This window comes from Pseudomonas sp. BF-R-01, assembly GCF_019946615.1.
Lineage (GTDB): Bacteria > Pseudomonadota > Gammaproteobacteria > Pseudomonadales > Pseudomonadaceae > Aquipseudomonas > Aquipseudomonas migulae.
This window is the reverse complement of sequence record NZ_JAGYFX010000013.1, coordinates 74,141-93,890: the sequence shown is the minus strand read 5'-3', so window position 1 is coordinate 93,890 and position 19,750 is coordinate 74,141. Positions and strand designations below refer to the sequence as shown.

Genomic DNA, 19,750 nt, shown 5'->3' with positions numbered 1-19,750 from the left:
AGGCAACATCATGGGTGACTGACACACCGCTATCGCCAGCAAGCCGGCTCCTACAGGTTTGGCGTCAATCTGGAAATGAGTGAAATACGCGCATTTGGGTGAAGGCAAAGGCCACAAAAAAAGCCCGCACAAGGCGGGCTTCGGGATTCGAGTAGGTGGCCGGCGCTGGTCTCCGGCTTACAAGGTTTATCAGGACTCTCACAGAAGAGTTTTGTGCTCTTCTGCTTCACACGGCATAAGGGCTGGATCTCAGCGCGGAGATCTTTCTAACCGTGTACCCTTCGGAACGCGCCCCACGTGTCCTTGCCATCCGCTTGCGCATCAGTCTGCGTCTTCACCTACAAGTTCTAGACTAGTACACCCTCCCGAACCGCGCCCCTGAATTTTTAGAACGATTTTGCCCATGGCGACGGACGTCAGGACGGAAAAATACTAACCAGTGCTCGAGGGTTTTGCTGCCGGAGGGTTTCCCTTCAAGCCCTTTGATGTACAGTCTTCGCCGACGTTTGCAGAACAACAAAAAATACAGGAGTTGAAAATGTCGGAACTGAAACTGCATCCAAACGCCGCACAATCCTTGAACCAATGGCACGCGATGATCAAAAAGGCTGACTTGAAGGCCTTGCCCGAATTATTGGACCCGCAAGTGGTTTTCCGCTCGCCGATGGCGCACACGCCTTATCCAGGGGCGCCGGTGGTCAACATGATTCTCAACACGGTGTCCGGCGTGTTCGAGGATTTCCAGTACCACCGCGAACTGTCGACTGCGGACGGCTTGAACGTCATCCTCGAGTTCAGCGCCAGGGTCGGTGAAAAACAGCTCAAGGGCATCGATATGATCCGCTTCAACGAACAAGGAAAAATCGTTGAATTCGAGGTGATGGTCCGCCCCCTGAGTGGCTTGCAAGCCTTGGGTGAAGAGATGGGGCGCCGACTGGGCGCTTTCCTGGCCGCCAGCAAAGCCTGACCACTGCGCAGCGCTTCATCGGCGGGCACACTCACCGGTGAAGCGCGTCATCAGGCCAGGCTCGAAAGATACGGCCACGGGTAAATGCCCCGTTCGTGACCATCGCTGAAAATCAGTTGCAGGCCATAGCCCTGCGCATTCAATTCGATGACTTGCACTCGGTCATCGACCCTCGGCGTCAACCCTTTCAAGCGAAACGCCCGGCACTGCGAACACGGGCATTGCCGGCGCAACTCGGCATGATCCAGCAACTGCTCACGACCATCCGGCCAGTTCAGCCGCAGCTGCTGTTTGCTCGGGGAATTGCCGATCGCCAGCGGGTTCATTGCAGCTGACTCAAGGCAATGCGCACCGCTTTACGCACTTCCGGGTCGCCGTCGTTCTGCGCGGCCTGCAACGGCGCAACTGCGCCTTTATCGTTCAATTCGCCGAGGGCCAATGCGGCTTCCTTGCGCAGGTTGCTGATGCGATGACCGAGGGTTTCGATCAATGCGTCCAGCGCCGGGGCATAACGCAAGCGACCGAGACTGCGGGTGGCACGCAGGCGCACTTGCCAGTAATCATCGCTCAACGCTTCGACCAATGCCGGGCCCGCGTCGGTATGACCGACCTTGCCAAGGGTGGTCGCGGCTTCTTCGCGCACTTGCCAGGCGCCGTCCTGTAACGCCTGGCGCAGGGCCGGCAGGACGTGCGCATCGGATGCCAGGCCAAGGGCTCCCGTGGCGGCGCGACGGACTTCGGTGTCCGGGTCGTGACTGGCCAACGTCGCCAGGGCCGGCAATGCATCGAGTTGTTTGAGCCAGCCGAGCACGCCCACAGCTTCGCGGCGAACGCTGGCGTCTGCATCGTCCAGCGCCGCCAAGGCAGCGGTCGCGGCATCGGGAAAACGCAATTCGCGCAACGCCCGGAACGCGGCGATACGCACGTTGATGTCGGCATGCCCGGTCCACGGCAGAATCACCCGGCCTGCGGCTTCACTCTTGAGCAGGCTCAGGCTCTGCGCGGCGGCGGCCTGCACGGCCGGCGACGGATCGGTCAACGCCTGGCACAGCGCCTCGACGACCGGCGCATCCTCCCAGGCTTCAAGCAGGCGCGCGGCTTCGGCGCGAACCTCTGCGGTCGGGTCTTCGGCCAGTCGATCGACCAGCCACAGCAAACCGTCCGGTTCTTCCAGGTCTGCCAGCTCGATCAGGGCGATCCGGCGCACGCCGGCGTCGGCATCGGTCAGGCGCGGTTGCAGGGCGAGAATGTCATCGTTATCGGTTACATCGAATAGAGAGGTCATAGGGCAAATCGCGGCAGTTTGTTTTCAGGGGGAAGTCCGAGAGGGTTCAGGCGCGGTAGCTGCCGACCGTCTTCGTGACGCAGTAATTCGAGGCAATGGCGCTTCAAGCGGGAAAACTCATGGCTTGTCACCAGTTCGCTGGTGCGTGGCCGAGGGAAGTCGAGGCGCAGGTCTTCGATGATCCGCCCGGGACGCGTGCTCATGACCAGCAGCCGGTCGGCGAGGAACAACGCTTCGTCGATGTCGTGGGTGACGAACACCACGGTGGTGCGAATCTGCGTCCAGATGTCCAGCAGCAGCTCTTGCATGTTCAATCGGGTCAGCGCGTCGAGGGCACCGAACGGTTCGTCCATCAGCAACAGGCGCGGACGGTTGATCAGCACACGGGCGATTTCTACCCGCTGCTGCATGCCACCGGACAACTGATCCGGCCAGCGCTCGGCGAAACCGTCGAGGCCGACCAGCGCGAGGATTTCATCGGCGGCTTCGTGCCGTTCGGCCTTGCCGATGCCGCGCATTTTCAGGCCGAACGCGACGTTGTCGCGCACCGTACGCCAAGGGAACAGCGTGTGGTGCTGGAATACCATGCCGCGCTGGGGCGAAGGACTCGACACGTCTTCGCCATCGACTTTAAGGCTGCCGGCGCGAGGTTGCAGGTGTCCGGCCAGCGCGCCGAGCAAGGTCGATTTGCCGCAACCGGAGGGGCCGAGAATGCACACGAACTGCCCCGGTTCGATCTGGCAATCGAGGCCTTGCACGGCTTCGAACGCGGTACGGCCCTCCCCGAGGCTGATCGACAATCCGCGAATGTCGATGCGCCCTTCAAGGTGTTGAAATACGCTCATCAAGCTTTTCCTCGTGGTCGATGCCAAGGCGTCAACAACCCGCCCAACCGTTTGATCAGCAGGCTGCTGCCCATGCCGAGCAAGCCGATCAGCAACATGCCGACGACGATGTCGGCGTAGTTCTGGATGGTGTAGGACTCCCAGGTGTAATAGCCGATGCCGTATTGGCCGGAGATCATTTCGGCGGTCACCAGGCAAAACCACGAGGTGCCCATGCCGATAGCGAGGCCGGTGATGATGCTCGGCGCGGCGCCCGGCAGAATCACCTCCAGCAGAATCGCCCGACGCCCTGCCCCGAGGCTTTTCGCCGAGGCAATCAGGCGCGGGTCGACGCCTTCGACGCCGTGCACGGTGTTGAGCAGGATCGGGAACAGCGCGCCAGTGAAGGTGATGAAGACCATCGACAGTTCCGACGACGGGAACATCAGGATCGCCAGGGGAATCCAGGCGACGGCGGGGATCGGGCGCAGGACTTCCAGCGGCGGCAACAGCAAATCTTCGGCCCATTTCGAACGACCGATGGCCAGGCCCAACGCGATGCCGATGATCAGCGCCGCGAGGTAACCGGCGAAGACCCGGCTGAGGCTGCTGCTCAGGTGCTGGGCGAGTTTGCCGGAATCGCCCAGGCCCAGGGCGGCTTCGATCACCGCCAGCGGTGTCGGGACATTGGCGAAGGTGACCAGGCCGAGGTTCCAGTGGTGGCTGGCGGCGAGTTGCCAGAACAAAAGGCAGAGCAGCAATGAAGCTGCCCTTGGAATCCAACGGATAAATGATCGATACACAATTCTTCCTCTCAACCGAGCCCCTGTAGGAGCGAAGCTTGCTCGCGAAGGTGTGTCAGTCGACATTGACTTAGCTGACACTCCTTCGCGAGCAAGCTTCGCTCCTACAGGGGATTGCGGGGTTCTGGCGGTTAGCGGGCGGCTACGGCCTGGGTGGTGGCGTCGGTGAAGTCGAGGACTTTGCCGCCCTGGGCCGTGGCGAATTGCTGGGCTTGGCCCTTGAGCAGGAACGCGCTGAGGCGCCCTTTCGCGTCACTGGCAAACCACGCCTGATCCGCCAGCAACTTGATCCCGCTGTCACTCGCCTGGGCATACACCGCGCGGATGTTTTTGCCTTCGGACTTCAAACCGGCCAATGCGGTGAACGCCGATTCCGCCGAGGCGTACTGCCGCACTTTCGGCTCGCCGCGCACCCAGATCTCGGCCACATGACTGAAGTCGGTAATGGCTTTGCCACTCAAGGCATCCACTGCTTTGAGCGGGGTCTGGCCGTAGTTGGCCAGTTGCGCGGTGTAGTCCAGCTTCGAGGCCTTGAACGCGGCGCGGATGTACTGGTCGTCGATGAAGGTGTTGAGGTCGAGACCGCGATCAGCCTTCTTCAGCAGTTTGAGGGTGTCGATGGCGGTGCCGACCGCCTGGCGATATTCCGGCTTCCAGCTCAGGTCGCGGGTCTGCACGCCGAGCGGGCCGTGGAACAGGTAATTGACCTCGGCATCGACGCCGGTGACCTTGGCGATCAACTCGCTGTACTTCTCGGGTTCTGCCGCCAATAACTGGTTGGCTTCGAGGCTGGCGCGCAGGTACGCGACGACGATTTCCGGGTACTTTTTCGCGTAGGCCTGATCGACCAGCGCACCGTGGAACGTCGGCGTATTCGCCTGTGAACCGTCATAGATCTTGCGAGCGAAGCCACGGCTCGGGAACAGTTCGGCGAACGGCACAAAGTCGGCGTGGGCGTCGATCTTCCCGGCCTGCAATGCGGAACCGGCGACTTCCGGCGGCTGGGCGATGATGTTCACGTCTTTGAGCGGGTCCCAACCCTGAGCCGCCACGGCGCGCAGCAACATGCCATGGGCGGTCGAGGCGAACGGCACGGAAATGGTCTTGCCCTTCAACTCGGCCAGTGATTGCACGCCCGAAGCACTCGGCACGACGATGCCGTTGCCGCTACCCTTGATGCTGCCCGACAGCACGCTGATAAACAGGCTGTGCTTGCCCGCGGTTTCAAACGCGACACCGTTGAACGAGCCGGGGAAATCGGCCATCGCGCCGAAGTCCAGTTTGCCGGCGACCATCTCGTTGGTCAGGGGCGCGCCGCTGGTGAAGTTCTTCCACTCGACCTCGTATTTGGCGTCTTTGTATTGGCCATCGTGGGGCAAGTATTTGTCCAGCAGGCCGAGCTCGCGAATCAACAGGCCGCCGGCGGCGCAGTTGATCGTGGTGTCCTGGGTGCCGATGGCAATGCGGATGGTTTCGGCGGAAGCCGACAAGGTGAAAGAAGCCAGTACCAGACCGGCCAATGCTGCACGCAATAACATGGGTGTGTCCCCTCGAATCATTTATAGGATGTTCGTCTCCGCCACGATCAGGGCGTGGTGGGAAACGAGGGGTGTTTGAAGCAGGCGTCCGGGGGTTGCCGGGTAGCTTTTTACGCGAAACCTGTAGGAGCCGGCTTGCCGGCGATCGCGGTATATCCGCCAGCATTAATGTTGAATTGGAAATCCTCATCGCCGGCAAGCCGGCTCCTACAAGGTTGGTGTTTCAACGTAAGAGGTATGGGATTTCGACTTTCACCGCCCCGGTCGGGCAGTCCTTTTCGCACGGCATGCAGTACCAGCATTCGTCGAAGGCCATGTAGGCCTTTTGCGTGGCCGGGTTGATCGCCAGCAGGTCCATCGGGCAGACGTCGACGCACACGGTGCAGCCTTTGTGGGCGATGCACAGGTCCTCGTCGACCGTGACGGGCGCGTTGGAACGGAAGAAAATTTCCTGGGGTTGATAGGCCATTGGTCGGTCTCTCTTATAGTCAGGCTCAGGCCGCAAAGGCACCGACACGCAGCCGGTCGTAGGCCTGCATTTCTTCGGCATCCAGCGGGATGATGTAGGGCTCGACGGCTTTCTTGAAACTGCTCATCTGGCCGTGTTCATCCTTCTTCAAATGGCAATGGCAGAACCAGTCGCTGTCGTTGCGTTGCGGGTGATCGACCCGATAGTGGTAAAGCCCCCAGCGACTTTCAGCACGGAACAACGAAGCGCGGGCGGCCATTTCGGCGCAGTCGCGGATCATGCTGACTTCCATGGCGCGCATCAGTTCGTGGGCGTTGTGGGCCTTGATCTGATCGAGATCGCGCTGGATATCGCTGAAACGCTGCAGGCCGATCTGCATCTTCTTGGTCACTTTCGGCGGTTGCAGGTAATCGTTCACGAAGCGTCGCAGCTTGTACTCGACCTGGGCCGGCGGCAGTCCGTGCTCGCGGTCCAGTGGTGCATAGACCCGTGCTTTCTCTGTCTCGATCTGCTTGGCATCGACCGCTGAAAATTCGCGACCGGCGACAAAATCCGCCGCATTGGTGCCGGCAAACCAGCCGTAGGTGAACGCGCCAAGCATGTAGTTGTGCGGCACGGCGGCCATGTCACCCGCCGAGTACAAACCCTTGACCGAGGTTTCGGCCTTCTCGTTGACCCACACACCCGACGCCGAATGCCCGCTGCAAAAACCGATTTCCGAGATGTGCATCTCGACCATCTGCGTGCGGTAATCGGTGCCGCGATTGGCGTGAAACTGGCCGCGACTCGGGCGTTCGTTGCTGTGCAGGATCTCTTCGATGTTCTGGATGGTTTCCTCGGCCAGGTGATCGAGCTTGAGGAACACGGGGCCGTTGCCGCTTTCGAGTTCCTGGTGGAACTCCCACATCATCTGGCCGCTCCAGTAGTCGCACTCGATGAAGCGCTCGCCCTTGTTGTTGGCGGTGTAGCCGCCCAACGGACCGGTGACGTAGGCGCAGGCCGGGCCGTTGTAATCCTTGATCAGCGGGTTGATCTGGAAGCATTCGAGGTTCGCCAGTTCGGCCCCGGCGTGATAAGCCATGGCGTAACCGTCGCCGGCATTGGTCGGGTTTTCGTAGGTGCCCATCAGGTAACCCGAGGACGGCAAACCGAGGCGCCCGGCGGCACCGCAGGCGAGGATCACCGCTTTCGCTTTGATCACATGGAAGTCGGCGGTGCGGCAGTCGAAGCCCATCAGGCCGTTGACCGCGCCCTCTTCGTCCAACAGCAAGCGCGTGCACACCACGCGATTGGTGATGCTGACCCGCGCCCTTTTCAACTGGCGGTACAGGACTTTCTTGATGTCATGCCCTTCCGGCATCGGCAGCACGTAAGCGCCCATGTGGTGGACCTTTTTCACGGCGTAGTCGCCGGTTTCGTCCTTCTCGAACTTCACGCCCCAGCGGTCCAGTTGCTCGATGGTTTCGAAGCTGTGGGTGGCGTAGGCGTAGACCGCTGCCTGATTGACGATGCCGTCGTTGGCGATGGTGATTTCCTTGGTGTACTGCTCCGGCGTGGAATGACCGGGAATGATCGCGTTGTTCAGGCCGTCCATGCCCATACTGATCGCGCCGCTGCGTTTGACGTTGGCCTTGTCGATCAGCAACACGCGCAGGTCGCGGTTGCGCTCCTTGGCCTTGATTGCCGCCATGGGACCCGCCGTGCCACCGCCGATCACGACGATGTCGTATTCCTGTTCGAGGGTACTTCTTGTCATGCCTGCGCCCCTTTGTGCCGGTCGATCCGCAGGCGGTACTGGAAGGCATCGCCACGGTAGTAAAGGTGTTCGAAGTCCACGGGTTGGCCGCTGGCATCGTGGGTCAGACGCTCGATGCGCATGATCGGCGAGCCGGGTTCGATGTTGAGTGCCTGGGTCAGGTCGCTGTCGGCGAGTACGGCGTCGATGGCCAGATCGGCATGACCGAGGGCCAGGCCGCAGTCGTTTTCGAGGATCAGGAAGATGTCGCGGGTGACCAGATCGGCCTTCTCCAGCCGTTCGCCGATGGTTTTGGGCAGGTAGGTGATTTCCAGTGAGATCGGCTCGCGATTGATCAGGCGCACCCGCTTGATCTGCGCCACGATCTCGCCTTCGGCCACCTGCAAACGCTCGGCGACGAGTTTGTCGGCGGGGATGAATTTGAAACTGCGCAGGCGGTTGATCACCTCGTAGCCGCGCCCGGTCATGGACTCGGCGAGGCCTTGCAGGGTGCTGACGTTCTGGAAGGTTTTCGGCTTGGCGACGAAGGTGCCCTTGCCGTGAATCTTGAAGATCAGTCCTTCTTTTTGCAGATCGCCGAGGGCCTGGCGCACGGTGATGCGGCTGACTTTGAACAACGCGCCAAGCTCGCTTTCCGAAGGCATCTGGCTGTCTTGCGGGTATTCGCCGTCGAGAATGCGGGCACGCAAGACGTCGCGCAGTTGCGTGTGCAAAGGAACACTGCTGAGGGAGAGAACGTTATCGGTCATGGCAGATCACTTGTTATAACGAGTTATGACGTGATCTTAGAGTTCTAGTGCGGGGGTTGAGAAATACTGTTTGAGAATAAGGTTAGATTCGTGGGATGGCGCGGCACCTGACGCACCGCGCTGCATGGATCGCCGGCAAGCCGGCTCCTACAGGATTGGCGTCAACCGAATATTCCCGGCACGCTTGCCGGCGATGGCGTCCATGAAATCGCCTTCGCCGGCAAGCCGTGCTCCTACGGGATTGGCGTCAACCGAACATTCGCGGCACTCATACGCACTTGTAGGAGCTGGCTTGCCGGCGATGGCGTCCATGAAATCGCCTTCGCCGGCAAGCCTGGCTCCTACAGGATTGGCGCCAACCGAACATTCCCGGCCCCCCCACGCACTTGTAGGAGCCGGCTTGCCGGCGATGGCGTCCATGAAATCGCCTTCGCCGGCAAGCCGTGCTCCTACGGGATTGGCGTCATCCGAACATTCCCGGCACTCATACGCACTTGTAGGAGCCGGCTTGCCGGCGATGGCGTCCATGAAATCACCTTCGCCGGCAAGCCGGGCTCCTACAGGATTGGCGTCAGCCGAACATTCCCGGCATACATGCGTACTTGTAGGAGCCGGCTTGCTGGCGATGGCGTCATTGAAATCGCCTTCGCCGGCAAGCTTTGCTCCTACAGATCAACCGACGCGCAGTGCGCGCAAATCCAGTCGACCGTCCTTCAGCGGTGGGCACCAGTAGTAGCCGCCGGTGATCGGCCGACTGATGCGGTACAAGCCGTCGGTGATGCCGTCTTCCAGACCGCTCATGCGCCGCAATTGGGCTTCGAAGGCGTCGAGGGAGAAACCGAACGCGAGGAACATCAGACCAGCGCGATCCCCTTCGATCCACGGCATCGAGCGGCGGACCACGAACGCCTCAGGGGCGAAGCTTTCCTGGGCGGTGCGTTTGACGTGGGCAGAGATCGGCGCATCATCGATTTCTTCGTTGTCGCTCAAGCGACGGCCCATGATGTTGTCCTTTTCTTCGGACGGCATCGCGTGGAAGCCCTTCAGGTCGTGCTGCCACTGCTGGATCGCGGCAAAGCTGCCACCGACCACACCGTCAGCGCCCTCACCGACCAGCGCGGCAGCCACGGCGGCTTCGTTGTGCGGGTTTTCGGTGCCGTCTTCGTAACCGGTCAGGTCGTGGCCGGTGAGGTGGCGGAACGTTTCGTTCATCTGCACCAGGCGCAGGGCCGGTGCCAGCGCGGCTTCGATGGCGGTGGCGCGATTGAGCAACTCGCCACGGTCGACACCATGCAACCAGCACCACAGCGCGTGCTGGGTAGACGGGTTGTCGACGCCAACGCCGGTCAGTGCCGGAAACGGCCGCAGCCCGTCGATCTGCACGTGCAGCGTCTTGACCAGGGATTCACCGAAACCGGCCACCGCCGACTTCCCGTCCACCAGCAGCATCAATTTGTCGAGCGCGGCCGGCAGAGCATCGACGGATTCCAGCGCGAAGAACATATGACGGGCTTGAGGTGGAACGGGGGTGGCGAGGATGCCCGGCTGGTAGTAACTCATATGAACTCCTTAATAAAGAGCATGAAGTTTACCCGCAGCGTCGGCCGTTGTGTGTTCTCAGGTCAAAAGATCGCCGGATCTTGACCCCGGCACTTAAAAAGTCGAGGCAATAAGGCGTATAACCTTTGAAGTGAATTCTGAACTGCAAGCCGCCAGCGCATGGCTTACATCACATGGAGTAGCGACATGACCACAGCACACATCCTCGGCAACCTGTTTCCCGACGCCAGCGACATCCCGGAAAAGTACCGTCTCGACGGCCAGACCGAGCAACGTGAATACCTGGTCGATGGCGAACTGAAAACCTGGTCCGGCCCCCTCGCCCAAGTCCGCAGCCCGGTGTACCTGACCGGCGAAAATGGCGACGAACAAGTGATCCTCGGCAGCACGCCTCTGCTCGATGCCGACACAGCGCTGACCGCGCTCGACGCCGCCGTCCGCGCCTATGACCGGGGCCAGGGTTTGTGGCCGACCATGCGCGTGGCCGAACGCATCCAGCACGTCGAAGCGTTTCTCGGGCGTATGCGCGAACAGCGCGAAGCCGTGGTCAAGTTGCTGATGTGGGAGATCGGCAAGAACCTCAAGGACTCGGAAAAAGAGTTCGACCGCACCTGCGACTACATCGTCGACACCATCAACGCGCTTAAGGAACTCGACCGCCGCTCCAGTCGTTTCGAGCTGGAACAGGACACGCTCGGGCAGATCCGCCGCGTGCCGCTGGGCGTGGCGCTGTGCATGGGACCTTACAACTACCCGCTGAACGAAACCTTCACCACGCTGATTCCGGCGTTGATCATGGGCAACACCGTGGTGTTCAAACCAGCCAAGCTCGGCGTGCTGCTGATTCGTCCGCTGCTGGAAGCGTTTCGCGACAGCTTCCCGACCGGTGTGATCAACGTCATTTACGGCAGCGGCCGCGAGACGGTCAGCGCGCTGATGGCCAGCGGCAAGATCGATATCTTCGCGTTCATCGGCACCAACAAGGCTGCCAGCGACCTGAAAAAACTCCACCCGAAACCGCACCGTTTGCGCGCAGCGCTGGGCCTGGACGCGAAAAACCCTGGCATCGTTTTGCCTGAGGTGGACCTGGACAACGCCGTGAACGAAGCGGTCACCGGTTCGCTGTCGTTCAATGGCCAGCGCTGCACCGCGCTGAAAATCCTCTTCGTCCACGAAGACGTGGTCGAGGCGTTCATCGACAAATTCAACGCCAAACTTGCCAGCCTCAAACCCGGCATGCCGTGGGAAACCGGCGTAGCCCTGACGCCGCTGCCGGAGTCGGGCAAGGTCGATTATCTGCACGGGCTGGTTGCGGATGCCGTGAGCAAAGGTGCCCGTGTGGTCAACCCGAATGGCGGTGAAGCCCGCGCGTCCTTCTTCTATCCGGCGGTGTTGTTCCCGGTGACGCCACAGATGCGTGTCTATCAGGAAGAACAGTTCGGCCCGGTGGTGCCAATCGTGCCTTATCGGCATCTGGACACAGTGATCGATTACGTCCTGGAGTCGGACTTCGGCCAGCAACTGAGTATCTTTGGCACCAACCCGGTGGCGGTTGGCCGGTTGGTGGACACCTTCGCCAACCAGGTCGGGCGGATCAACCTCAACGCCCAGTGCCAGCGCGGCCCGGACACCTATCCGTTCAATGGTCGCAAGAACTCGGCCGAAGGCACGTTGTCGGTGCATGATGCGCTGCGGGTGTTCTCTATTCGCACGCTGGTCGCGACCAAGTTCCAGGAGACCAACAAGGACCTCATCAGCGAGATCATCAGCGGCCGCAGTTCGAGTTTCCTGACCACCGACTACATCTTCTGAGGACCAAGAGTCTGAGCACCTTCAGAGCCAACCGACTGCCACCGTTGCTGCGCCGGGTACTGCGTCCGTTACTGGACCCGTACCGGCGCTATCGCCACGCCAGATTGATTCACGCCGTGCGTGTATCGCTGGGGTTGCTGGCGACGATCCTGCTGACCACCGGCATCCACCTGCCCCACGGTGAGTGGGCGTCGGTGACGATGCTGGTGGTGATCGGCGGTTTGCAGCACCACGGCAACATCGGCAAAAAAGCCGCCGAGCGCGCCATCGGCACCTTGATCGGCGCTGGTGTCGGCCTGTTGCTGGTGGCGCAACAAGCCTGGCTCGGGATGCCGTGGCTGACCTATTTTGCGATGTCGGTGGTCTGCGGATTCTTCTCATACCATGCCATCGGCAAAGGCGGTTACACGGCGCTGCTGTCGGCGATCACCGTGTTTATCGTTGCCGGGCATGGCGATAATCCGGTGACCGACGGGCTGTGGCGCGGGGTGGATATCCTGATCGGCATTGCCCTGGCCCTGGCGTTTTCCTTTGCGCTGCCGCTGTACGCGGTTTACTCCTGGCGCTACAACCTGGCCGATGCGCTGCGTGATTGCGCGACGATTTACGGGCGCATCATCAATGGCCTGCCCGTGACCGATGACGAGCACGTGAAGTTGATGAATCGCCTGAACACGGTGATGGTGCAACAGCGATCGCTGATGCCGTCGGTGTCCAAGGAAGTGAAGATTTCCATGACCGAGCTCGATGCCATCCAGCGCCATTTGCGCATGTGTGTCAGCACCCTGGAAATCCTCGGCAATACCCGACCGGATGCCAATGACCCCGACGCCATGGCGCATCTGCAATCGGCGTTGAAAGCGGAGCATCGGCTGATTCGCGTGCAATGGGTGGGAATGGCGCGGGCGCTGAAATCCGGCGCGTCCCAGCGGCTGAATCGCCCCGTCGAACTGCCGGCGGATTCGAGCCTGGACGCACCGGTCTACAACCCGCTGGACGGCTACCGGCTATTGATCCGGCAGCTGGCCAGCAACATTGGCGAAATGCGCCAGCGCCTGGCCAAGACCGCGCCGCGCTGGAACATCTGATTATTGTGTAACTGTCCGCCGAAACTTCAGGCTCCAGCCTTGTTGCATGCCCGCGGCGGCCAGCAGAATCGCAGCGACACCTATCCATTGCAGCACTTCCAGACGATGACCGAAGGCAAACCAGTCGACGAAAATCGCCGCAATCGGGTAAATGAACGACAACGCACCGGTCAGTGCCGTCGGCAATTTCTGGATCGCGCCGTACAGCAACACGTACATCACGCCGGTGTGAACAATGCCGAGAGTCACCAGGCTGGCCCAGGCGCTCGGTGCTTGCGGCAACGCCGAGAAGTGCGCAAATGGTGCGAGCAACAACACGCCGGTGCTGACCTGAATCAGCGCGATCAGGTGCGGTGGCGTGCCGGTCAGGCGTTTGATGATCAACGCCGCAATCGCATAAAGGAAAGCGGCCCCGAGTGCCAGCGCGATACCCATCAGGTAATCGTTGCCGCCCTCGCCCTGTTGCCCATGTGCGCTGACAATCGCCAGCATCCCCAGAAACGAAACGCCCAGCCAGAACAGTTTCTGCAAGGTGATTTTTTCGTTGAGGAACAGCGCGGCCAAGCCGACCAGCATGAACGGCTGAACGTTATACACCGCGGTGCCAATGGCAATCGAAGCGCGGGAGTAAGAGGCAAACAACAGCACCCAGTTGCCGACAATCGCCACGCCGCTGAGCACCGCCAGCAGGAACGTGGTGCGGGTCAGAATGCCGGGGCGCAGGAAGCCAAAAGCCGCGCAAATCAGCAACAAGGTGCCGGCGCCGAACACGCAACGCCAGAACACCACGTCCAGCACCGGTTGCCCGGACACCAGCACGAACCAGCCGATGGTCCCGGAAATCAGCATGGCGGCAGTCATCTCGAATGACCCGCGACGAAGTGTTTTGTCCATCATCAGACTCCTGTGATTGAGCCCAAAGTATGCCCATCCAACCGGGGGCTTCTCCAGCGCAAAAAGCAGGCTAAACTCGACATCTGCCTTTTTTATCAAGGCGGTTTCGATTAATTGCCTTACAGGGGTTGCGCCATGACTGACGATATCGACCAGGTGCTGATTACGGCGTTGATGGAAGACTCACGGCGTTCGCTCAAGGCGCTGGCAAACCTCAGCGGCCTGTCCTCACCGAGCGTCGCCGAGCGTTTGCGCCGCCTCGAAGAACGCGGCGTGCTCAAGGGCTACACCGTCGAGATTGATCCCAAGTGTTTCGGCTATCAACTCCAGGCCATCGTGCGAATCCGCCCGTTGCCGGGCCAGCTGCAAGAGGTGGAGCGGCAAATCCAGGCGATTCCCGAATTCACCGAGTGCGACAAGGTCACCGGCGACGACTGCTTCATCGCCCGCCTGCACGTGCGCTCGATGGAACAACTGGACACCCTCCTCGACCGCCTCAACACCCATGCAGAAACCAACACCGCCATCGTCAAGAAAACCCCGGTGAAACGGCGGTTACCGCCCATGGCGTGAGCCTTCAGCCAAATCGCAGGCAAGAAAAAACCCGCCGAAGCGGGTTTTTTACTCATGGACGACGATTAATCATCGCGGCTCATGATGCCGAAGATCTGCAACAAGCTGATGAACAGGTTGTAGATCGACACATACAGGCTGATGGTCGCCATGATGTAGTTGCGCTCGCCGCCGTGAATGATGGCGCTGGTCTGGAACAGAATGCAGACCGAGGAGAACAGCACAAAACCTGCGCTGATCGCCAGTTGCAGACCGCTGACCTGGAAGAAGAAGCTCGCCAGCGTCGCACCCAGCAGCACGAAGAAACCTGCGGTGATGAAGCCACCGAGGAAGCTCATGTCCTTGCGGGTGATCAGCACGTAAGCCGACAGACCGCCGAACACCAGCGCCGTCATCGCAAAGGCCGAGCTCACTACTTCCGCGCCGCCCTGCATGCCCAGGTAACGGTTGAGGATCGGGCCGAGCAGGAAACCCATGAAACCGGTCAAGGCAAACGCCGACACCAGGCCCCACGCGGAATCACGGAGTTTGTTGGTTAGGAAGAAAAGGCCGTAGAAACCGATCAGCACCACGAAGATATTCGGGTAGCCAACACGCATCTGCTGGGCGACGAACGCCATCACGCCGCTGAATGCGAGGGTGAGAGCGAGCAAGCCGTATGTGTTGCGCAGGACGCGGCTAACCTCTAGCTGCTCAGCCTGCACGCTGTTATTAACTGCGTAATCCTGTTCGCGCATGGCGACACTCCTGTTGGTTTGAAACGTTCAGTCGCAAAGATCATAACAGACGCTCTGTAACAAGCCATGCACAGAGTTTGACAGTGTGTTTCATTCAGGTATTATGGCGCCCGCAACGCAAACGGAGGTGTGGCCGAGTGGTTTAAGGCAACGGTCTTGAAAACCGTCGACTGTAACAGGTCCATGAGTTCGAATCCCATCGCCTCCGCCATATTGAGTACGTTAGAGCCCTGATTAGTCAGGGCTTTTTCGTTTCTGGGATTTGGTGAATCCTTCTCCGATTAGCAGGTGTTCCATAACTATTATGGAAGCGTTCCATAACTCAGCCTTATTTGCCCCTCCACGGCGTCCTGCCGAATGCTTCCCTTCTCCTTTATGTGTCACCACATTTCCGCTGCTACGCTGACCTCATAACTGAGGATTCACGATGCCAAATTCAGATCTGCTCCCTTCCCTGCTATTCAAGATCAACGAAAATCAACTCGCGCTCGAAGCTGCCATCCTTGAGCTGTCCAACTGGGTCGAACAGCGCGGTGCCGCTGACGTCGCAGAGAATGTGCGCGGTGCCCTGGAGGCCCTCGACCGCAACGAGGAGTTCATCAAGATGACGCTCGCGGTGATGATGACCCCGGAATGACTTGGCGCCTAAAGCAGAAGAGATGGTGGTTAACACAACTCGCAAGCTAGGAGCGACGAGCCAAGCTACCACTACGGGAGGAGCCTGCTCGAGTTAAGTACGAGCTGATCAACGAAGAACTCCACATGCCCTCTGGGGCTGGTCGGCAAGGGTAAATCGTCGATCTTTCGAGCGATGCTCTGAAAAGCTTGCGCGCACTTGGAACGCGGAAACGCTTCGTAAATGGCGCGCTGCTTCTGCACCGCCTTGCGCATGCATTCGTCGTACGGCACCGCTCCCACATAACACAAGGCAACGTCGAGGAAGTTATCGGTGACCTTGGTCAATTTAGCGAACAGGGCTCGACCCTCCTGCGGGCTCTGCGTCATATTTGCCAGTACTTGGAAGCGGTTCATACCGTAATCACGACTAAGCAGTTTGATCAACGCGTATGCATCGGTGATCGAGGTCGGCTCGTCACTGACCACCAGCAACACTTCCTGGGCTGCCCGGACGAAGCTGACCACCGAATCTCCGATGCCCGCGGCTGTGTCAATCACCAGCACATCGATACTGTCACCGATGTCACTGAAGGCCTGGATCAAGCCTGCGTACTGAGCCGGAGATAAACGCGCCATGTTCTGGATGCCTGAAGCCGCGGGGACGATTCGCACCCCACCCGGCCCCTGCACCAGTAAGTCGGATAGCTCACAGTGACCTTCGATTAAATCGGCAAGCGTGTACTGCGGGGAAAGGCCCAACAGGGCATCGATACTCGCCAAGCCAAGATCGCCATCCAGCAATACGACTCGCCTCCCAAGTTCCGCCAGCGCCAATGAAAGATTCACAGCCACAGTCGTCTTGCCGACGCCGCCCTTTCCGCCAGTCACGGCGATAACTTGTACAGAATGCACACCATCCATGTTATTTATCCCTTCCATGTGCAACGTGTGCGAGTAATTACCAACTATCTCCATTTGTGCAATGGTAGCCGAAAAGTGCAGATTCACGACCCCTAGCTATCACGGAACCACCAAAAACGCTGTAACCGACACAAAATCACACCCCAGTAATGCTGCGGTATGGGCTTGGATTGGCGCAGCCCTTATAGATCAAGGGTTGCAGCTTTCCGCTGTCTAAAACTCAACGTTCAGAACACTTCGCTTCGGCCCAGCAAAACCGAGATAGATCGCGTTAGTTTTAGACAGCGTTTCACCCTCCTCCGGCGCCCTGGCGAAAGAACACAATCCATCTATCGAAGTAGTGATTCACTGGCACATCGCTGGTAATCTCCGCGCCACGTTCGCCAGGCATTAAGGGATGCAGGCGAAACTAGAAGCCCCGAGGCCGCGAACCTTCGGGGCTTTGATTTTTATTGCAACGAATCATAGGCCTGCTCGCAAGTCACTCCCCTGGCTCTGGCCTGGTCAGCAACTTCAGCCAGGTCGCCCGCTCGCTGGTCAATGCGCTTGAGCACGTCGGCAAGCACCATTGCGGCGCGGGTAGCTGCCTTGCTTGCGGCGGCAGTGCAGGAATGGCTGCTGGCTTCACTGGCTGCGAGTCGAGCAGCAAGGTCGTCGGCTGCTGCGCGCAGGCTGTCAGCAGAATTGCGAGCCCGGATAGCATCAGCAGTCGCTTGATCGATCGTGCGTTGACCATCTTGAATCGCCTTGTTGATGGAGAGTTGACGGGCTTGTTCTTTGGCGCGCTCTGCGGCCTCGTTGTCGACCTTCGTGGCGGCGTCTCGGGTGTCGCGGGCATTCCACCTCGCCTGCCATTCGGCGTCCTTCACCGACAGTCCGTGGTGATAGGCGCCGAACAGCGCACCAGCCACCAAAGCCACCGCAGCTATGCAAGGAAGGAATCGCACCCAGATTGAAGTCATGGCACATCCTTGAAGAAGACGTGGCCGCCGAGCTTCAGCGTCTGCTTGGCCTTCGCCGCCCACGCCGGCGGCGTCTTCATGGCGATCGCGTAATAGTGAGTTGCGCCGCCGGTTGGGTCCGGCACCCTCCCGTCGATCACCTGGTCAGCAACAACGCGACACTGGGCCAGCTCGCGGAACAGGATCTGCTTCACCCCAATCAGGAACGGATAATTCGGATCGCTCTTGTTCCAGCAACTGAACTGGTACTTGGCCTGGCACACGCCTGCGTAGCCTTCGCCCCACCAGGATTTTTCCTTGCCATCGTTCACGCGGTTGCGGACGGTCCAGGCAACGGCGATCTGGCCGGCCAGGGATTCGCCGCGGGCCTCGCCAAAAAGCGTGCGTGCCAGTACATCGCGATCGTTCTCAGTCACGCTCATTAGCCTGGGCCGACTGATCGCCGAGATAACTGCGCGCAATGCCCAGCACGTCTCGAACTACTTGATTGTCAGTCGGCACGGTAAGCGGATGACCGCGCCGATGCTGAGAAAGCGCTGGGACATAGCTCGAGAAAAAGCGAAGCTGGCGGCAATCGAGATCGGCGACGAACTGCTGGCGACGAAAATCGGTGAATTTCAGTTCCGAGACATCAGGCCGAAGGCTGCGTCGGAAATCATCGATGTCGGCGAGGCGAGCTTACTGCTGGGGCACACCAAACCTATAAGCGACCACCTGATTCTTGCTGAGTGCAGACATACAGCCGCTGATCGCCAGGTAAACGCCGGCCAGCAACCAACTTCCCAGATAACCGCACAAAATGGCGCCATTGTCGGCTTCGCCGAGGTAATTGACGGTGAGCACGATGGGAAAAGTCAGCAGCAACATCAGTGCGGCAATCAACCAGGCCGCGAGGTATTTGCCGACCACCACTTCGAAACGGGTCAACGGCAACGTCATCAGCATTTCAATGGTGCCGGACTTGCGCTCTTCAGCCCATTGGCGCATCGCCAAGGCTGGCATCAGCAGTAGATATATCCATGGGTGCCAGGCAAAAAACGGCGCCAGATCCGCCTGGTTTCGTTCAAAAAAACCGCCGGGATAAAACGTGCATACGCCACACAGCACCAGGAACGTCATCAACAGCAGGTACGCAGTTGGCGTGGCGAAGTAGCTGCAGAATTCGCGCTGGACGATTGGCGACAACATCCTCATGCGGCGCGCTCCCTGGTCAGGGTCCGGAACACTTCCTCAAGCCCGCCCCGCTCCTCTTCCAGGCGCCGCACTTGCCAGCCTTTGCTGACGATCAAGGCGTTGATCGCCGGAAGAATGACTGCACCGTCCCGGGCCAGCACTTTTACGCTGTGCGCCTCGAGACCTGCCTCGATACCGGCAACGCCGGGCAGTACCGCCAACGCCAGCAGATCCAGCGGATGGCGGCCGAACACTGTCACGGCCTGGTGATAACGGGATCGGCTTTGCAGTTGTTTCAGTGTTTCGTCCGCCAACAAATGACCGTTGTCGATGATCAGGGCACGACTGCACAGAGAGGTGACCTCTTCCAGAATGTGCGTCGAAATCACCACAATCTTGTCCTTGGCCAGCTCCGAGATGAGCTCGCGCACATGGTGCTTCTGATTCGGATCAAGGCCATCGGTAGGCTCATCCAGGATCAGCACTTTAGGGTCGTGCAACATTGCTTGCGCCAGACCCAGGCGCCGCTTGAACCCCTTGGACATGGAATCAATGGTGTCGGCGCGCACGTAACCAAGCTCGAACCGGTCGAGCATCTGCGCTACCCGCAACTTCCTTTCAGCGCCGCGATAACCGCGCACCCTGGCAATAAACCCGAGAAAACCCTGCACACTCATATCGCCATAACACGCGTTACCTTCCGGCAAATAGCCCAACAAACGCTGTGCCTGACGAGTGTGTCGGCTGATATCGAAACCGCAGACGGTAATAGTTCCAGAGGTAGGTTTGATCAGGCCGGTGAGCATACGCAGGGTCGTGGATTTGCCTGCACCGTTGGTGCCGAGAACCCCTAGCACTTCTCCCGTGACAACCCGGAACGAAATATTGTTTACGGCGACATTTCCTGAGAAACGTTTTGTCAGTGTCGAAATATCAATCATGGCTTCCAGCTCGCTAAGCGATTTTTCCGCTTCACATTTGCAGATACGTTTGTTGAAGCGAGGAAACATAAACCGCTGAT

General features: G+C 59.7%; 21 protein-coding genes, 1 tRNA gene and 1 pseudogene. 6 read left to right on the top strand and 17 right to left on the bottom strand.

What is annotated here, in order from left to right; genetic code table 11:
- The first annotated feature begins 538 nt into the window (after positions 1 to 538).
- Positions 539 to 967 carry a nuclear transport factor 2 family protein gene (locus tag KGB27_RS08145; protein ID WP_008027251.1) on the top strand — a complete coding sequence of 143 codons (429 nt, stop codon included), beginning with the start codon at positions 539 to 541 and terminating at the stop codon, positions 965 to 967.
- Between the two features lie 50 nt (positions 968 to 1,017).
- On the opposite strand, the gene KGB27_RS08140 is transcribed toward KGB27_RS08145, so the two are convergent.
- The 10 genes from KGB27_RS08140 to KGB27_RS08095 form a co-directional block, all read right to left on the bottom strand.
- Entirely contained in the window at positions 1,018 to 1,293 is a 276-nt protein-coding gene (locus tag KGB27_RS08140) for a DUF971 domain-containing protein (RefSeq protein ID WP_223553885.1), read from the bottom strand.
- Positions 1,290 to 2,252 (bottom strand): HEAT repeat domain-containing protein, encoded by a 963-nt coding sequence (locus tag KGB27_RS08135; RefSeq protein WP_223553883.1) that lies wholly within the window; start codon positions 2,250 to 2,252, stop codon positions 1,290 to 1,292. The genes KGB27_RS08140 and KGB27_RS08135 overlap by 4 nt, the downstream gene beginning before the upstream one ends.
- Positions 2,249 to 3,097: an ABC transporter ATP-binding protein gene (locus KGB27_RS08130; protein ID WP_223553880.1), complete on the bottom strand. Its 849-nt coding sequence runs from the start codon at positions 3,095 to 3,097 to the stop codon at positions 2,249 to 2,251. Before KGB27_RS08130 ends, KGB27_RS08135 begins: the two co-directional genes overlap by 4 nt.
- A complete protein-coding gene (locus tag KGB27_RS08125) occupies positions 3,097 to 3,879 on the bottom strand; it encodes an ABC transporter permease (protein WP_223553878.1) in 783 nt (260 codons plus the stop codon). Before KGB27_RS08125 ends, KGB27_RS08130 begins: the two co-directional genes overlap by 1 nt.
- Positions 3,880 to 4,010: 131 nt before the next feature.
- Positions 4,011 to 5,417, bottom strand: coding sequence for an ABC transporter substrate-binding protein (locus KGB27_RS08120; protein ID WP_008039050.1), 1,407 nt, complete (start codon positions 5,415 to 5,417; stop codon positions 4,011 to 4,013).
- Positions 5,418 to 5,640: 223 nt separating this feature from the next.
- On the bottom strand, positions 5,641 to 5,886 hold the full coding sequence (locus tag KGB27_RS08115) for a ferredoxin family protein (protein WP_007946457.1): 246 nt from the start codon (positions 5,884 to 5,886) through the stop codon (positions 5,641 to 5,643).
- A gap of 25 nt (positions 5,887 to 5,911) precedes the next feature.
- On the bottom strand, positions 5,912 to 7,642 hold the full coding sequence (locus KGB27_RS08110; protein WP_008039051.1) for a fumarate reductase/succinate dehydrogenase flavoprotein subunit: 1,731 nt from the start codon (positions 7,640 to 7,642) through the stop codon (positions 5,912 to 5,914).
- Complete coding sequence (locus KGB27_RS08105) at positions 7,639 to 8,391, bottom strand: GntR family transcriptional regulator (RefSeq protein ID WP_192415708.1); 753 nt, start codon at positions 8,389 to 8,391, stop codon at positions 7,639 to 7,641. The genes KGB27_RS08110 and KGB27_RS08105 overlap by 4 nt, the downstream gene beginning before the upstream one ends.
- Positions 8,392 to 8,538: 147 nt before the next feature.
- Entirely contained in the window at positions 8,539 to 8,919 is a 381-nt protein-coding gene (locus tag KGB27_RS08100; protein WP_223553876.1) for a hypothetical protein, read from the bottom strand.
- Between the two features lie 144 nt (positions 8,920 to 9,063).
- Positions 9,064 to 9,951, bottom strand: a complete 888-nt coding sequence (locus KGB27_RS08095; protein WP_223553874.1) for a Dyp-type peroxidase — start codon at positions 9,949 to 9,951, stop codon at positions 9,064 to 9,066.
- 186 nt (positions 9,952 to 10,137) lie between these two features.
- On the opposite strand from KGB27_RS08095, the gene KGB27_RS08090 reads away from it, so the two are divergent.
- Positions 10,138 to 11,763 carry an NADP-dependent glyceraldehyde-3-phosphate dehydrogenase gene (locus tag KGB27_RS08090; RefSeq protein WP_223553871.1) on the top strand — a complete coding sequence of 542 codons (1,626 nt, stop codon included), beginning with the start codon at positions 10,138 to 10,140 and terminating at the stop codon, positions 11,761 to 11,763.
- A gap of 44 nt (positions 11,764 to 11,807) precedes the next feature.
- Positions 11,808 to 12,851, top strand: coding sequence for an FUSC family protein (locus tag KGB27_RS08085; RefSeq protein WP_223553869.1), 1,044 nt, complete (start codon positions 11,808 to 11,810; stop codon positions 12,849 to 12,851).
- Here KGB27_RS08085 and KGB27_RS08080 read toward each other — a convergent pair whose 3' ends face one another.
- On the bottom strand, positions 12,852 to 13,745 hold the full coding sequence (locus KGB27_RS08080) for a DMT family transporter (RefSeq protein ID WP_223553867.1): 894 nt from the start codon (positions 13,743 to 13,745) through the stop codon (positions 12,852 to 12,854). It lies immediately after the preceding gene.
- 135 nt (positions 13,746 to 13,880) lie between these two features.
- Between KGB27_RS08080 and KGB27_RS08075 the strand changes: the two genes are divergently transcribed.
- Positions 13,881 to 14,318, top strand: a complete 438-nt coding sequence (locus KGB27_RS08075) for an Lrp/AsnC family transcriptional regulator (protein WP_008028095.1) — start codon at positions 13,881 to 13,883, stop codon at positions 14,316 to 14,318.
- Between the two features lie 65 nt (positions 14,319 to 14,383).
- Here KGB27_RS08075 and KGB27_RS08070 read toward each other — a convergent pair whose 3' ends face one another.
- Positions 14,384 to 15,055 (bottom strand): Bax inhibitor-1/YccA family protein, encoded by a 672-nt coding sequence (locus KGB27_RS08070; protein ID WP_007915443.1) that lies wholly within the window; start codon positions 15,053 to 15,055, stop codon positions 14,384 to 14,386.
- Positions 15,056 to 15,178: 123 nt separating this feature from the next.
- Here KGB27_RS08070 and KGB27_RS08065 point away from each other — a divergent pair.
- Together KGB27_RS08065 and KGB27_RS08060 are read left to right on the top strand one after the other, a co-directional pair.
- Positions 15,179 to 15,266 (top strand) — tRNA-Ser (locus tag KGB27_RS08065).
- Between the two features lie 216 nt (positions 15,267 to 15,482).
- The gene (locus KGB27_RS08060) at positions 15,483 to 15,692 is read left to right on the top strand and encodes a hypothetical protein (RefSeq protein WP_223553864.1); all 210 of its coding nucleotides are present in this window, start codon (positions 15,483 to 15,485) and stop codon (positions 15,690 to 15,692) included.
- 71 nt (positions 15,693 to 15,763) lie between these two features.
- On the opposite strand, the gene KGB27_RS08055 is transcribed toward KGB27_RS08060, so the two are convergent.
- From KGB27_RS08055 to KGB27_RS08035, 5 genes and pseudogenes are all read right to left on the bottom strand, one after another.
- The gene (locus tag KGB27_RS08055; protein WP_223553861.1) at positions 15,764 to 16,594 is read right to left on the bottom strand and encodes a MinD/ParA family protein; all 831 of its coding nucleotides are present in this window, start codon (positions 16,592 to 16,594) and stop codon (positions 15,764 to 15,766) included.
- A gap of 449 nt (positions 16,595 to 17,043) precedes the next feature.
- The gene (locus KGB27_RS08050) at positions 17,044 to 17,556 is read right to left on the bottom strand and encodes a DUF2514 family protein (protein WP_223553858.1); all 513 of its coding nucleotides are present in this window, start codon (positions 17,554 to 17,556) and stop codon (positions 17,044 to 17,046) included.
- Positions 17,553 to 17,978 (bottom strand): cell wall hydrolase, encoded by a 426-nt coding sequence (locus tag KGB27_RS08045; RefSeq protein WP_223538804.1) that lies wholly within the window; start codon positions 17,976 to 17,978, stop codon positions 17,553 to 17,555. The genes KGB27_RS08050 and KGB27_RS08045 overlap by 4 nt, the downstream gene beginning before the upstream one ends.
- 268 nt (positions 17,979 to 18,246) lie before the next feature.
- Positions 18,247 to 18,750 (bottom strand): annotated as a pseudogene (locus tag KGB27_RS08040) (ABC transporter permease subunit); the annotation flags it as partial.
- On the bottom strand, positions 18,747 to 19,670 hold the full coding sequence (locus KGB27_RS08035; protein WP_223553855.1) for an ABC transporter ATP-binding protein: 924 nt from the start codon (positions 19,668 to 19,670) through the stop codon (positions 18,747 to 18,749). The gene KGB27_RS08035 and the pseudogene KGB27_RS08040, both read right to left, overlap by 4 nt.
- Positions 19,671 to 19,750 lie beyond the last annotated feature (80 nt).